Origin of the sequence: Shewanella sp. Choline-02u-19 (assembly GCF_002836205.1) — a bacterium.
Classification (GTDB): Bacteria; Pseudomonadota; Gammaproteobacteria; order Enterobacterales; family Shewanellaceae; genus Shewanella.
Window position 1 is genome coordinate 3,030,164 of sequence record NZ_PJBE01000013.1, and the last position, 14,653, is coordinate 3,044,816.

Genomic DNA, 14,653 nt, shown 5'->3' on the forward strand with positions numbered 1-14,653 from the left:
CTCTGTTGAGGTAAGCGATCTATCTAGATCTGCGCTAAATCACCCTTTGTCTCCAGCCAAATTTTTCGGTCGCCAGAACGTTTTTTAGCAAGCAGCATATCCATCAGTGCTAATGTGTCATCAACATCGTCAATGGTCAGTTGAACCAATCGACGCGTATTGGGATCCATTGTGGTCTCACGCAGCTGCAGTGGATTCATTTCACCTAGTCCTTTAAATCGTGTTACTTGGACTTTCCCTTTGCGTTTTTCAGCTGCGATGCGGTCAATAATACCGTCTCTCTCTGAATCATCGAGTGCATAGAACACTTCTTTGCCAATATCGATACGGAACAAAGGTGGCATAGCCACATAAATGTGTCCTTGCTCCACCAGGACACGGTAATGCTTCATAAATAGCGCACACAACAAGGTCGCAATATGCAATCCATCGGAGTCAGCATCCGCTAAAATACAGATTTTACCGTACCTTAATTCAGAAATATCAGTGCTGTCGGGATCACAACCAATGGCAACCGAGATATCATGAACCTCTTGTGATGCCAGCACTTGCGATGCATCGACTTCCCAAGTATTGAGGATTTTACCTCGCAACGGCATAATTGCTTGAAATTCACGATCACGCGCTTGCTTAGCACTCCCCCCTGCAGAGTCACCTTCCACCAAGAACAGTTCGCCACGCATTGGGTCTTGACCACTGCAATCGGTCAGTTTCCCAGGTAATGCTGGGCCAGAGGTAATACGCTTTCGCGCAACTTTCTTTGCTGCTTTTAAACGTTTCTGTGCATTATTAATGCACATATCAGCCAAGGCTTCAGCTTGTTCTGTATTGGTGTTCAACCACAGGCTAAATGCATCGCGTACAATCCCTGATACAAAAGCTGCACATTGTCGGCTCGATAACTTCTCTTTGGTCTGCCCTGAAAATTGTGGGTCTTGCATCTTGATAGACAAGATAAAGGTGCAACGATCCCAGATATCTTCAGGAGTTAACTTGATACCACGTGGCATTAAGTTTCTAAATTCACAAAACTCACGCATGGACTCGAGCAAACCTTGCCTAAAACCATTGACGTGCGTACCACCTAACGGTGTTGGAATAAGGTTTACGTAACTTTCATTTAAGTAATCGCCACCTTCAGGTAACCAAGTGATAGCCCAATCAGCGGCTTCAATATTACCTTTAAAACTCCCTACAAATGGGTCTTCTGGCAACGTAGGGGCACCAGCAATTGACGACTTTAAATAATCTTCTAAGCCGCTTTCATAGAACCACTCTTGTGTTTCATTAGCCTGCTTGTTTACAAACTTAATTCTCAAACCAGGACACAATACAGCCTTAGCTTTAAGTAAATAACTGAGCTTGCTCACTGAGAAGTTGCCTGAGTCAAAATAGCTTATATCTGGCCAAAAATGGACTCGAGTACCGGTATTTCGTTGACCACAGGTGCCAGTGACACGTAGATCTTCCACTTTTTCACCGTGCTCAAAAGCCATATCATAGACTTCAGCATTTCGTCTTACGGTGATTTCAACTCGGTTAGACAGGGCGTTAACAACCGAAATACCCACCCCATGTAGACCACCGGAAAATTGGTAGTTTTTATTAGAAAACTTTCCACCAGCATGCAGCTTAGTGAGGATCAACTCAACGCCGGGGATCCCCTCTTCAGGATGAATATCCACAGGCATGCCGCGGCCGTCATCAGTGACTTCAAGTGAGTTGTCAGTATGTAAGATAACGTCGATACGACTTGCGTGCCCAGCGAGAGCTTCGTCGACACTATTATCTATGACTTCCTGTCCTAAATGGTTCGGGCGCGAAGTATCGGTATACATACCCGGGCGACGTTTTACAGGGTCAAGTCCGTTTAGGACTTCAATAGCATCTGAGGTGTATTGATTTGTCATGGCACACATATTTTTTTGTTATTCAGGCCATGTTGCGGCCCTACGGGTCTATTTGTCAAGAAAACAGGTATTCACAAATGGAAGCAAGCTGCTTTTCATAGCCTATAAAGCGATGTTCGCCGTCTGGTTCTATTAACAGTTTACAACAATGATATTTCTGTACGGCCTGTTTATAGTCGAGTACTTCATCGCCTGTTTGTAACAGTACATAAAAGCGATCAGGATTCATAATAGCTGCAGTATCGAACTCAGCAATATCCTGTTTATGTTTAGTTGAAACCTGATAGGTTTCATTTGTATAGGGATTGTACTGAGTGCCGATGAATTCATCAAACAGTTCGAAGGGTTTTACCGCAGGATTAATCAAAACTGCGCGCCCACCGTAGTTTTCAGCCAAATAACTGGCAAAATAGCCTCCTAATGAAGAGCCTATATAGCTCACCGGCTTATTTGCAGCTTTGGCTTTTTCTACTATTTGAATCAATAACGCCATCGCCTCTAGTGGCTCACTAGGCAACTGTGGTTGATAAAAGTCTAATTCGGGATAATGTTGCTTAATAAAACTTGCGGTCACAAGTCCTTTGTCTGAAAGCGGAGAGCTATTAAATCCATGAATATAAAGCAGCATAGTTCCTCACGCTGCGGTGTTATATCTTACTTAATAACCGCCAGCTTCATTGTCAGGTGAAAAGTTTTCGCCTGGTACCCGATACACGTTAGTTAGGATGCTACCATCAGACTTAAGCTCCAGCAAACGGTAACCCGGTTGAAGTGCATCTAATGCAAAATAGGGAGACTTAGGTTTAAATTGAATACAAGTCGACGGCGTGGCCATTAACTTGACTGGCCCATGTGGCCCTAGATGAATAGTATCAATACTTTGGTGGATATGTCCCCAAAGTAGCCCTTTGACTTGTCGGTAACGCGAGACCTGCTCAATAAAGTCGCTGCCGTTGTCCATACAGTGTTGATCTAACCAAGCACAACCCGCAAGAACAGGATTGTGATGCATCACCAGCAGGGTGTAGCGGTTAGGTTCAGCTTTAATGGCATTATCAATGAGACTTAACTCGTCATCCGACATATGCCCACCGGGCCTGCCTCTAACCGTAGAATCCAGCATAATAATTTGCCAATTACCTGCCAGTATCCTTTTTTGCCCATATACTTTCTCACCCTGCATATGCAGATTCATAATACGGGGGTCATCATGATTCCCAGGCAAGTAATGACAAGGCAAGTTTAACGGGGTAATAGCATCGACAAAATTATGGTAAGACTGGTTTGAATAGTCTTGACTGATATCCCCTGTCGCCAACATAAAGTGTGCCGGGTAATCAACAGCAGCAATGGTATTCAATACTGCATTCAAGCTATGGGAAGTGTTCAAACCTAGTAACTGGGCTTCAGGATCAGCAAAAAGATGAGGGTCAGTGACTTGCACCATTCTCACACTGCCTGACTCAGAAATTGAATAAGAGATTGCCTCTTTTAGCAAAGTAATTACCTAAATACCAGATTAACAAATAAATTTAGTCAAGTTATCGATCTTCAATAACTCTTCAAGAAACGCATTCACTTGATACTTTTCATCACGATGATGCATATACATATTTGGATAATCATACACTGGACGTAATTGGTAAATCTGTTGACTAGTTAACACTTCTGCTAATTTAGCATCATGATAAACGCGAACTGATACTTTGGGCCTTGACACTAATGCATGATCGCCTGCACACCTTGAAATTTCGACCAGTTGAGTATATTTAGTATTTTCCAACAGCCGAACATCCAGCCGACCAAACTCACCAGCAACTTGCCAATGCTGACCTTCGCAAGGCTCTTGTGTAAGCCAACGCTGAATATGCATATAGTTGCGAGCACAGACAGCCAAAAACTGACTGATATTGGGCTGGTACTTGTTCTTGCGGACGTATGTGACTTTTGACACGATATAGTTCCAAGGATCTTTTAAGCCGAGCAACAATGATCATTTTTCACTATTGCGTTTAATCAAATCTCGATAGTTCAATTGCAGCCATTGCAGGCCAATGACGGTGGAGGCATTATCTATCAGTCCATCTGTTAACATTTTGTAAGCTAATTCTCTGTCCACTACATGGACTTTTATGTCTTCATGCTCCTCAGGTAAACCGTAGTTTCCACCCGCATTTGATGAATCCACTGCAGCCCAATAAAAGTCAAAGCGCTCGCTTGTACCACCTGGGCTTGAAAAATACTGATTCAGCTTAGTAACACTCAACGCGTCAAGACCGGTTTCCTCTTTAAGCTCTTTAATGGCAACATTTTCAGATGTTTGACCCGGATCAATCATCCCGGCGACTAATTCAAACAACCAAGGCGATTTAGCGCTGCCGAGCACTGGTATGCGGATCTGCTCAATCAGCACCACTTTATCTTTAATCGGGTCGTAGGGTAACACAACGACAGCATGTCCTCTTTCAAACACCTCTCTTGTGACCTCACCACTCCAACCGCCGTCAAACAGCCGATGTTTAAAGCGATACTCTTCCATTTTGAAGAAACCTTTATATAAGGTTTTCTTAGCGAGCAATTCAACATCTTTATGACTAAAAGTATTGTTCATTTATTCCCCTAAACCTACTTGTTTATCAAGGTGTTTATGCCAAAACAAAGCAAAGTAAATATATTAATACTAAGATAAAAGGCAGATCTGATTATTGCGATAAAAAACTGTTACACTTCATAGTTGACTTAGGAATTGTAGGTTTTTACTATCTACCCACTAAGTTTAGATGTATTGGGAAGCGTCGGGAAGCGCAAACCGCCTAACTTTTCATTTTAAGTTAGGCATAACTAAACAAAACAAAGTTAAATTCGCTCCTCAATGGGGAATTTTGTCTAAAAGGACAGCAAATGAAATTCAAGATCCGCTATCTATGTGCCGCACTGACGCTGGCCGTCTCTGCTCAGGTCGCACATGCCGACGACCTTCTACAGATATATCAACAAGCATTAACCAGTGATCCTATTGCGCTGCAAGCCAAAGCACAGCGTGATGCACTTTATGAGCAAATAGAAGAGCAACGTGCACCGCTATTGCCAACCATTAGTGCCAATGTCGGTTACGATAAAGCGTGGAACGATAATTCAGCAAACACCGCTGAAGATACCAGCGGCATCGTTGGTGGCATTTCTTTAAATCAAGTTATCTATGATCACAGTGCATGGGTAGGTTTAAGCTTGGCAGAAAAAGCGGCATCTCAAGCTGACTCTGCATATGCATCTTCGCTACAAAATTTGATTATCCGTGTCACGACAGCATACTTCGATGTCCTTACCGCAAAAGATAACTACGAGTTCCAAGGTTCAGAGAAACGTGCAATTGATCGCCAACTTGAACAAACAAAACAACGTTTTGCCGTAGGTCTTACCGCGATTACCGACGTGCATGAAGCTCAAGCACAATATGATTTAGCCAACGCAACTGAAATTCTAGCTGAAAATACACTTGCCAATAGCTATGAAGCACTGCGTGAAATTACCGGTATTGATCATAAGAGTATTAATATCTTAGACACTAACCGTTTTTCAGCAGCCCCCATTGCCCCCGCAATATCGGCTGACTGGGTCAAAATAGCAGAAACCAATAACGTTGATTTAATGACAACACGTATTGGTAAAGATATTGCCGAAGAGACCATTACGCTTTATAAAGCCGGTCACATGCCTTCACTGAGCCTAAATGCAGGATATAAGAAGGGAATTGAACAAGACACCGGTGGTATTAACCAACCTGACTTCGATAATGGCACAGTTGGTGTCACACTGAGCATTCCTATTTTTGAAGGCTTTAAAGTCACTTCTCAAGTCAATCAAGCTCAGTATCAGTATGTTGAAGCAAGTGAGAAGCTTGAACAGACACACCGTAAAGTCGTTAAAGATATCCGTAATAACTTTAACAACGTTGGCGCTTCGATCAGTTCAATCCGTGCATATGAGCAATCAGTGATCTCATCAGAGAGTGCACTAAAAGCAACTCAAGCCGGTTTTGAAGTGGGCACTCGTACTATCGTTGACGTGTTAAACCGTACTCGAGACTTATACGATTCAAAACGTAAACTGTCTGATGCGCGTTATGGCTATATCAATTCAATCATTGCGCTTAAGCAAGCTGCAGGTACATTGAATGAAGATGATATTAGCAACATTAACAGTGGCCTAATAGCACCACTGTAAATGCTAAGATAGATTATTGAACAATAAAAAGCCCGCTGTTATCAGCGGGCTTTTTTAATACTCAAAATATTGTTGTTTAACTGGCGGTCAATTTTTCTGCAAGACGAGTCGCATTGCGTGCCGTTATTCCGTATATCGACAATTGCGGGTTTGCACCTAAACTCGTGGGAAATATGGATCCATCCATTACCGATAAGTTGTCAAAGTAGTGAGACTCACCGTAACTATTGACCATCGACATTTTAGGGTCTTCCCCTAACGGACACCCTCCCATCACGTGTGCAGAGGCAACAACCGTCTTTAATGGCGCCAAGTCCATCTCCGCAATTGCCTTTTTAGCTTCGGGCCAACTGTTTAAATAAGGCATGCCCTCACTAATGGGTAACACCTTGTTGGCTCCAGCGGCAAATTGCAGCTCAGCCATACTGGCGTAAGCACGTCTTGCTGCTCGCCAAAAAGCATCCGTGAGCGGGTAGTCTAACGTACTGCCATGATCGGTTAACTTAACCTCACCGCCAGGGCTATTCTCATGATAACCATCTCTAACCAACGCGATGGTGACTTGTAGTTGGTTAAAGTTCGCCATTAATTCAGCATGACTTTGTCCGTAACCTATCGTTTTGGATGCGATCAAAATAGGATGAATGGGCGGTACTTCTAGCTTATAACCGAGCTCGCCATCGACGCCATTTTTCCATACAAACTCATCTGAATAAATGGATTGTGGTGCGCCACTATGACCATTAATGGGATCAGAGAAAATAGCACCACTAAGTAAACTTGGATGCAGGAAAGTCCGTTTACCGATAATCTCATATGGATCAGGTAACTTTGAGCGCAACATTATCGTCGGTGTATGGATTGCACCCGCGGCCAGAATATAGTGCTTTGCCTTGAAGACGATCTCCACCGGTAACGGTTTCATATTACTGTCTAATGCCTGTGCTTTTAATGCATAAATTTTGTCATTATGATGCTCAAGCTTCATCACTTTGGCCTGACTGACCAGTGTCGCGCCCTGCTCTAACGCAGCAGGTATTGTGGTTACCAACATTGATTGTTTAGCATTCACCGGGCAGCCCATACCGCAATACCCTGTATTCCAGCACCCTTTTACATTGCGCTTAATAACAGTGTAATCCCAACCTAACTGCTCACACCCTTCTTTTAAAGCGGCATTATTGCGATTAGGATCGAATGTCCATTCACTGATATTGAGCCGCTGTTCCATTTTTTTGAACCAAGGTGTCAACTCATCTGTTGAAAGTCCGACGACCGATTTTTTTGAGGCCCAATAAGCTAAAGCGGGATCTGGAGTTCGGATAGATGTCGTCCAATTAATCGTAGTGGAGCCCCCTACAGCTCGGCCCTGAAAAATACCAATCGCTTTATCGGTTGTCTTCATTCCAGCTGCTTGTTGGTAGAGATCAGGATAAGCGCTCCGCTCCTCCATAACAAAGTCTTTAGAAGACTTCAGAGGCCCGCCCTCAACAATAATGACTGACAAGCCAGCATTAGTGAGGATCTCTGCGGCAGTTCCGCCTCCAGCGCCACTCCCCACAATAACCACATCAGCTTCAAACGTTTGATTTGATGTTAACTGTCCCGCATTAATATGCGCCCAGCCCGAATTTAGCCCAGTAACAATCGGATCTTCAATGGCCACAAATTACTCCTCACAACCGACACGGTTTACGAATAACATCAATTAATCTCCTCAAGAAAATCGGGCTTAGCGTAATGTAATCGGCTCCAATGCTCCGGGTCCGAGTAATAGCTTGCCATGACCAACTCTCTTAAACCTTGATAAGCTGTCACCATCATTTCGATATAGCTTGTACGCCATCCTTGCAGCATCTCTATTAATTCCACGCTGTTACGCATCATCAGTGGCGTCATGCTGCCCGTAAGAATTAACAGTCCTAATCGCCCTTCTAATAAGTCTAACAACTGTTCAAGCTCGGCCTGGCTATCTTCGGGTAACAACAAGATCGTTTGTTCAATAGCATCTAAGGTGCGGTTTTCAGCATCTCTTTTTAACCCAGGTACGTCAGGTAGTGCACCGTCGAGAAATACTGGCAGTAATACGCTAAAAAGCAGTCGATGTTTACCATCAAGCTTAGGATTGACATTGATGTAATCGGTAGAACAATAATTAACGCCTAGTGCTAGGCATGCCGTTCCAGCTAATGCAGTCGTTATAAAAGTACGTCGTTCCATCTTGTCCTCTTATTGTTATTATTGGCTTTTTATAAAAGCTGACGTTGATAAAAGGTGGGGTTTTCATCTTGCCTAATCACCATTAAGACACTGAGTTAAAGCGCTCCAAATTTGCTTTTTCGATCTGTGTTACACTCTTGTCATAATAACAATTAAACACACGTTTTAATTTTCAGCAATAGCCAATTATGATGACACACAAATTTTCACCTGCCTGGTGGGCTAAAAACCCCCATATCCAAACGATTTTACCCGTGCTAACCAAAGTGGACAGACCACCGTTAGAAAGGGAAAGATTAGAGTTAGACGATGGTGATTTTATTGATCTTGACTGGCAAGGTAAGCCCCAAACAGGCCAGGTCATTGTTGTTATCGTACATGGCCTAGAGGGCAGTTCAGCGTCTCATTATGCACGCCGTATTCTGGCCGAATGTAAAACGCAAAAACGATGCGCCGTAGTACATCATCATCGAAGTTGCTCTGGCGAATTAAATAGGCTGGTCAGGGGTTATCATAGCGGTGATACTCAAGATATTCAGGCGACTCTGATGCTACTTAAACAACGCTATCCGGACTCCCCTTTACTGGCTGTGGGGTATAGTCTTGGTGGTAACGTTTTGATTAAGTATCAAGGCGAACAACAAGAGAAAAGCTTAATTGATCGAGCCGTTGCCATCTCTGCACCGTTACACCTTGCTGCATGCGCTAAACGCCTAGAGAGCGGCTTTTCAAAGATGTACCAGAGCTATCTAATCAAACAACTGCAGGAGAAGATGATTGGCAAATTATCGACTCCAGCACTACAAGCCCTAATGCCTATTGGCAAAGCTGAAATTGAAAAATTGACCACTTTTTATGCTTTTGATGATCAGATAACGGCGCCACTGCACGGTTTTAATGGTGTGGACGACTATTACCATCGCGCCAGCGGTCTTCCCTATTTGAGCACAATTCAAAAACCAACCTTAGTGATCCATGCCAAAGATGATCCCTTTATGACCCATGCAGTGATCCCGACGAGTGACCAGTTAGCGGCACAGGTCGAATATGAATTACATGAGAATGGTGGCCATGTCGGCTTTATTGAAGGCGGTACGCCATGGCGCCCACGCTACTATATTGAAAAGAGAATTTTGTCTTTTTTAACCTCTCACCTCAATCAACCTGAGAATAAACCATGCTAGTTCCGTATGAATCATTAAACCAATTGCCCCCTGAAACATTTGAAAACATTATCAAAGAGTTTCTCATTGGCCAGCTAGAAGATGGCAGTTTTTCAGGTACTGATGCAGACAGTATGAAGAGTGCAATTTCGACCTGTCGTGCCGCACTCGCGCGTGGCGAATTAGTGGTCGAGTTTAGCGAAGAGGAAGAATCTATCGCAATTAGGCGTAAAGAAGATATTGTAACAATGGATCCAGCTCAAGATTGACCTGAGAGATTCGAATACGTATAACTATACCCAATCAACTTCAAGATGTATGATTTCAGTGGGAATTAAAAGTGACTTAAACAAGGCTTTGGGCGCAGCGCAATAGCTGGTCTATTGTCAAGTTCAGTTACGCGGTTTAAATCACTTTTAAACCCACCCAAAGGGAGCGCCTGAGCAAAGCCACTTTTTCGTTGCGCAGTTTGATAAGGGAACAACCATTATTACAACTGTGCGCCTTGAATTGGCTCCGCTCAGGCAGCTCTGAAACAGGCACTTTGAAGTAGAATGGGTATAAAATTCACATACAGTTTTTGAAGAACCAGATTTGTTGCAGGATCAAAACCATTAGCCATATTTGGCGGTGTCCAGGTGATATTCAACTGTCTCTATTTTAGGTAAAAAAATGTCAGCGAAACATCCTATTATTGCTGTTACAGGCTCATCCGGTGCCGGTACGACAACGACAACAACTGCATTCAATCATATCTTTAGGCAACTTGGGATTAATGCAGTCATTGTTGAAGGCGATAGCTTTCATCATTTCACTCGCCCAGAAATGGCGGTGATGATCCGTAAAGAAAAAACTGAAAATCGTAACATCAGTTACTTTGGCCCTGAAGCCAACGATTTTCAACGTTTAGAGCAATGCTTTAGCGACTATGGCAGCACAGGCCAAGGTGAGACCCGCGCATACCTGCATACCTTTGACGAAGCCGTTCCATTCAACCAAATGCCTGGCACTTTCACCCAGTGGCATCCGCTGCCCGAAAATACCGAAATGCTTTATTATGAAGGTCTACACGGCGGCGTAGTCACCGATGATTGTGACGTGGCACAGCATGTCGATCTGCTGATAGGTATGGTACCTATTGTTAATTTAGAGTGGATTCAAAAGATTATTCGTGACACTTCTGAACGAGGTCATAGCCGTGAAAAAGTCATGGACTCGATAGTGCGCAGTATGGACGATTATATTAACCATATGACACCACAATTCTCTCGCACCCATATTAATTTTCAACGGGTGCCAACCGTAGATACCTCGAACCCTTTTAGTGCAAAAAGCATCCCGAGCTTAGATGAGAGCTTTGTGGTGATCCGTTTTCGTGGAATTAAAAACGTCGACTTCCCTTATTACTTGCGGATGATCCAAGGCTCCTTTATGTCTCGCATCAACACGTTAGTGGTGCCAGGTGGCAAGATGTCGTTGGCTATGGAACTGATCCTAACCCCACTGGTTAAGGACTTAATGGATAAGCGACTGCAGCTAATCACACCAGAGAATGAGTAATTCAATCCGACGATTCACAGTCTTAAGATTTGTTTAAGGTAGGTTCTGTAGACTTTGGCTTATCGGGATTTCAGGCGAAAGAACGATAAGTTAGCATGCTCTTGGCGGTGAATTCCCCCATCTTGATCTGTTTATTACCTTGGGCATGCTGGCTAACCTCTAAATAAAGTGAATTCCACATCCATGTTGATCTGTTCATCTCCTTGAAGATGCTCGCTAACCTCTAAATAAAGTGAATTCCACATCCATGTTGATCTGTTTATTACCTTGGGCATGCTTGCTAACCTCTAAATAAAGCGAATTCCACATCCATGTTGATCTGTTCATCTCCTTGAAGATGCTTGCTAACCTCTAAATAAAGTAAATTCCATCCCCATGTTGATCTGTTCATCTCCTTGGAAATACTGGCTAACCTCTCTTAACAATCAACATCCATATTGATTTGTTCATCTCCTTGAAGATGCTTGCTAACCTCTAAATAAAGTAAATTCCATCCCCATGTTGATCTGTTCATCTCCTTGAAGATGCTGGCTAACCTCTAAATAAAGTGAATTCCACATCCATGTTGATCTGTTCATCTCCTTGAAGATGCTTGCTAACCTCTAAATAAAGTGAATTCCACATCCATGTTGATCTGTTCATCTCCTTGAAGATGCTTGCTAACCTCTAAATAAAGTGAATTCCACAACCATGTTGATCTGTTCATCTCCTTGAAGATGCTTGCTAACCTCTAAATAAAGTGAATTCCACATCCATGTTGATCTGTTCATCTCCTTGAAGATGCTCGCTAACCTCTAAATAAAGTAAATTCCATCCCCATGTTGATCTGTTCATCTCCTTGGAAATACTGGCTAACCTCTCTTAACAATCAACATCCAGTGAATTCCACATCTATATTGATTTGTTCATCTCCTTGAAGATGCTCGCTAACCTCTCTTAACAATCAACATCCAGTGAATTCCACATCCATGTTGATCTGTTCATCTCCTTGAAGATGCTCGCTAACCTCTAAATAAAGTAAATTCCATCCCCATGTTCATCTATTCATCTCCTTGAAAATACAGGCTAAGTTCTCTTAACAATCAACACTAAGTGAATTCCACACCCATATTGATCAGATTATCCTCCGGAACATGGCCGCAGATAACAGCCTCGATTGAGTCGGTCTGTGGATTTCCATATTTGATTAGAGGTAATAACTAGTTGAATGGGTTTATTCGAGACACAAAAAAAGCGCTTAATCACTTAAGCGCTTTTCAAATTTGATGAGTGTTAATTACCGATTAAAGGCACCACTTCACGAAAGGGCTCAAAGTTTTGGTATGTTTCCAATCGCTGGATAAACGCACCCGTCTTACTTTGATCAGAGGTGAGTGCTAATGCCTCAATCGCTTTTTGCTGAGTAGAAATGGCTGCATCAAAATCGCCAACTTCCGCATACGCTGCGGCAAGGTTATCCAATGTGGTCGGGTCTTTTTTATTCGCTTTTAGCAGATTAAGTGACAGCGCTAATGCTTGGTCACCGTCTCGATACTTAGCTTCTGGACACGTCGCTAAAATCCAAGCAACATTACTTAATGAGATCTCATCGCCGACCAGCTTAAATTGCTCTACCGCTTTACCACAATTACGCTCAACCCCTTCGCCACCAGCAGCATAAATAAAGCCTAATCTAAAGTCAGCCCGCTTATTGCCCTGCTTACTCAGCGCCGTGTACCACTGTTTTGCCGTTGGCAGGTCACGAGTCACTATGCTGCCTTCAAACGCCAAGTCAGCGACTGTTTGCTGCGCTTTAGCATGGCCTTGCTTAGCAGCGCGGGTCACCCACTCCATGCCTACAGTTTGGTTCTGTTCAACAAATCGTCCAGACAAATACATCAACCCAAGCAGATATTGGGCATCGGAATCACCGTGAGCCGCTTTCAAATGGATATGTGCTACCCGGCTGGCTTCAGCTGTACCTACAGGCTGAGGAATTGAAAAAGCTTGAGCAGCAGGGCTCGCGGCTATCAAAAAGACCACTACAGTATTTAAAATCCAAGGTCTAAACTTCACACGCGCTCCTATTAAATCAAACAACTCAAGCATGGCTAATTGATCAATGCTGAACTATATCTTTTAGCAGTTAGCCAGAAATTCAGACAAAAGTCGAGGATAAAGCCCTTAACTACACAAATGAGAATCACTCTCATTAAAAGCGTCCGAATTTATGACATTAAATCCAGCCTTGTATTAAGCGATGATTCGCCTAACTGCCAGCGACCAAACAAGATGTGATATCGCTTGCAGAGTTAACCATACTATTATTGGAAAAGACGTAATAAGTTGACATATATTACTAATGTATCAGAATAAAAGACTATCATCATAGCTAGTTACCTTTATGCGATAAGTCTAAAGTAAGACTTCCATCAAGGTTTCATCTGCTTAATTGACGTAAGATGCTTAATTAGCATATTCTTACTCTTAACGTAAATCAGTCGAGGAACATAGGCATGGCTCTGATTGGAAAGCCAAAACCGGATCCTACTTTGGAATGGTTTTTATCACACTGTCACATTCATAAGTATCCAGCCAAAAGCACTTTGATCCACGCTGGTGAAGATTCAGATACGCTTTATTACATCGTAAAAGGCTCTGTAGCCGTCTTGATTAAAGACGAAGAAGGTAAAGAGATGATTCTTTCTTACCTTAACCAGGGCGACTTTATCGGTGAATTAGGTCTGTTCGAAGAACAAGCTGAACGTACTGCTTGGGTTCGTGCTAAGCAAGCCTGTGAGATTGCTGAAATTTCATATAAGAAATTTAAGCAACTCATTCAGGTTAATCCTGAAATTTTGATGAAGCTTTCTTCACAAATGGCTCACCGCCTGCACAGCACAAGCCAAAAAGTGGGTGACTTAGCCTTCTTAGACGTTGCTGGCAGAATAGCGCAGACATTGCTTCATCTAGCTAAGCAGCCAGATGCGATGACGCATCCTGACGGCATGCAGATTAAGATCACTCGTCAAGAGATTGGCCAGATTGTTGGTTGTTCTCGCGAGACTGTTGGTCGTATCTTGAAAATGCTAGAAGAACAAAGCCTTATACAAGCTCATGGTAAGACTATCGTAGTATACGGTACTCGCTAATACAGTATTAAGCTCGGTTTAATACAGCTTCTATAAAATGGTCTGAGATTAATCTCAGGCCATTTTTTTTTAGGAGTACCGCTTGAAAATTGCTATTTATTTAAGCATTTTAGTTTGCTTACTAAAACTCCCCGTATTGGTATTTGCCAATCAAAAAGTGGAAGTGCAGCACTATCAAGCGCAACTGCTGGTGAAGAGTGGTCAAATCCTGTCATTAGACGTTACACTTGTTGGCATCAAAGCTATCTGTCACGGTAAGCTTATCGATGCCCATCTTTACCAATATGATGGCAATTGGCTGTATGAAATACAAATTCGCAACCCAAATGGTGAGATTGTAGATCTGATCCTAAATGCACGTAACGGACAACTCACTAACCCAGCAAAAATGCCAAGTCGTTGTATTGCAGAAACACTGTAATATATAAAACACATAGCTTTGCAT

The 14,653-nt window shown here is 42.9% G+C and carries 15 protein-coding genes; 6 read left to right on the plus strand and 9 right to left on the minus strand.

Annotated features, from left to right (window positions below; genetic code table 11):
* Positions 1 to 23: 23 nt before the first annotated feature.
* Genes parE through nudF form a run of 5 tightly spaced genes read right to left on the minus strand, consistent with a single transcriptional unit; the run spans position 24 to position 4,521 of the window.
* Positions 24 to 1,910, minus strand: a complete 1,887-nt coding sequence (gene parE / locus CXF83_RS19890) for a DNA topoisomerase IV subunit B (RefSeq protein ID WP_101092545.1) — start codon at positions 1,908 to 1,910, stop codon at positions 24 to 26.
* 55 nt (positions 1,911 to 1,965) lie between these two features.
* Positions 1,966 to 2,538: a YqiA/YcfP family alpha/beta fold hydrolase gene (locus CXF83_RS19895; RefSeq protein WP_101092546.1), complete on the minus strand. Its 573-nt coding sequence runs from the start codon at positions 2,536 to 2,538 to the stop codon at positions 1,966 to 1,968.
* 30 nt (positions 2,539 to 2,568) lie between these two features.
* Entirely contained in the window at positions 2,569 to 3,408 is an 840-nt protein-coding gene (gene cpdA / locus CXF83_RS19900; protein ID WP_101092547.1) for a 3',5'-cyclic-AMP phosphodiesterase, read from the minus strand.
* A 21-nt stretch (positions 3,409 to 3,429) separates the two neighbouring features.
* The gene (locus CXF83_RS19905; protein WP_101092619.1) at positions 3,430 to 3,864 is read right to left on the minus strand and encodes a DUF1249 domain-containing protein; all 435 of its coding nucleotides are present in this window, start codon (positions 3,862 to 3,864) and stop codon (positions 3,430 to 3,432) included.
* 39 nt (positions 3,865 to 3,903) lie between these two features.
* Positions 3,904 to 4,521: an ADP-ribose diphosphatase gene (nudF, locus tag CXF83_RS19910; protein WP_101092548.1), complete on the minus strand. Its 618-nt coding sequence runs from the start codon at positions 4,519 to 4,521 to the stop codon at positions 3,904 to 3,906.
* 290 nt (positions 4,522 to 4,811) lie between these two features.
* On the opposite strand from nudF, the gene tolC reads away from it, so the two are divergent.
* Positions 4,812 to 6,134, plus strand: coding sequence for an outer membrane channel protein TolC (gene tolC / locus CXF83_RS19915; protein WP_101092549.1), 1,323 nt, complete (start codon positions 4,812 to 4,814; stop codon positions 6,132 to 6,134).
* A gap of 76 nt (positions 6,135 to 6,210) precedes the next feature.
* Here the strand turns inward: tolC and CXF83_RS19920 are convergent, their stop codons facing one another.
* Positions 6,211 to 7,800: a GMC family oxidoreductase gene (locus CXF83_RS19920; protein ID WP_101092550.1), complete on the minus strand. Its 1,590-nt coding sequence runs from the start codon at positions 7,798 to 7,800 to the stop codon at positions 6,211 to 6,213.
* A gap of 38 nt (positions 7,801 to 7,838) precedes the next feature.
* Positions 7,839 to 8,354: a TAT leader-containing periplasmic protein gene (locus tag CXF83_RS19925; protein WP_101092551.1), complete on the minus strand. Its 516-nt coding sequence runs from the start codon at positions 8,352 to 8,354 to the stop codon at positions 7,839 to 7,841.
* A 191-nt stretch (positions 8,355 to 8,545) separates the two neighbouring features.
* On the opposite strand from CXF83_RS19925, the gene CXF83_RS19930 reads away from it, so the two are divergent.
* From CXF83_RS19930 to CXF83_RS19940, 3 genes are all read left to right on the plus strand, one after another.
* Positions 8,546 to 9,538, plus strand: a complete 993-nt coding sequence (locus CXF83_RS19930) for a hydrolase (RefSeq protein WP_101092552.1) — start codon at positions 8,546 to 8,548, stop codon at positions 9,536 to 9,538.
* The gene (locus CXF83_RS19935; RefSeq protein WP_101092553.1) at positions 9,532 to 9,786 is read left to right on the plus strand and encodes a YheU family protein; all 255 of its coding nucleotides are present in this window, start codon (positions 9,532 to 9,534) and stop codon (positions 9,784 to 9,786) included. Before CXF83_RS19930 ends, CXF83_RS19935 begins: the two co-directional genes overlap by 7 nt.
* Positions 9,787 to 10,189: 403 nt before the next feature.
* On the plus strand, positions 10,190 to 11,077 hold the full coding sequence (locus tag CXF83_RS19940; protein WP_101092554.1) for a phosphoribulokinase: 888 nt from the start codon (positions 10,190 to 10,192) through the stop codon (positions 11,075 to 11,077).
* Between the two features lie 70 nt (positions 11,078 to 11,147).
* Here the strand turns inward: CXF83_RS19940 and CXF83_RS23000 are convergent, their stop codons facing one another.
* Both CXF83_RS23000 and CXF83_RS19945 read right to left on the minus strand, forming a co-directional pair.
* Entirely contained in the window at positions 11,148 to 11,276 is a 129-nt protein-coding gene (locus CXF83_RS23000; RefSeq protein ID WP_257982825.1) for a hypothetical protein, read from the minus strand.
* A gap of 1,073 nt (positions 11,277 to 12,349) precedes the next feature.
* Entirely contained in the window at positions 12,350 to 13,132 is a 783-nt protein-coding gene (locus tag CXF83_RS19945; RefSeq protein WP_101092620.1) for a tetratricopeptide repeat protein, read from the minus strand.
* A gap of 440 nt (positions 13,133 to 13,572) precedes the next feature.
* Here CXF83_RS19945 and crp point away from each other — a divergent pair, with 440 nt between their 5' ends.
* Both crp and CXF83_RS19955 read left to right on the plus strand, forming a co-directional pair.
* Complete coding sequence (gene crp, locus CXF83_RS19950; protein WP_101092555.1) at positions 13,573 to 14,208, plus strand: cAMP-activated global transcriptional regulator CRP; 636 nt, start codon at positions 13,573 to 13,575, stop codon at positions 14,206 to 14,208.
* An 82-nt stretch (positions 14,209 to 14,290) separates the two neighbouring features.
* Positions 14,291 to 14,629, plus strand: coding sequence for a PepSY domain-containing protein (locus CXF83_RS19955; RefSeq protein ID WP_101092556.1), 339 nt, complete (start codon positions 14,291 to 14,293; stop codon positions 14,627 to 14,629).
* The last annotated feature ends 24 nt before the right edge of the window (positions 14,630 to 14,653 follow it).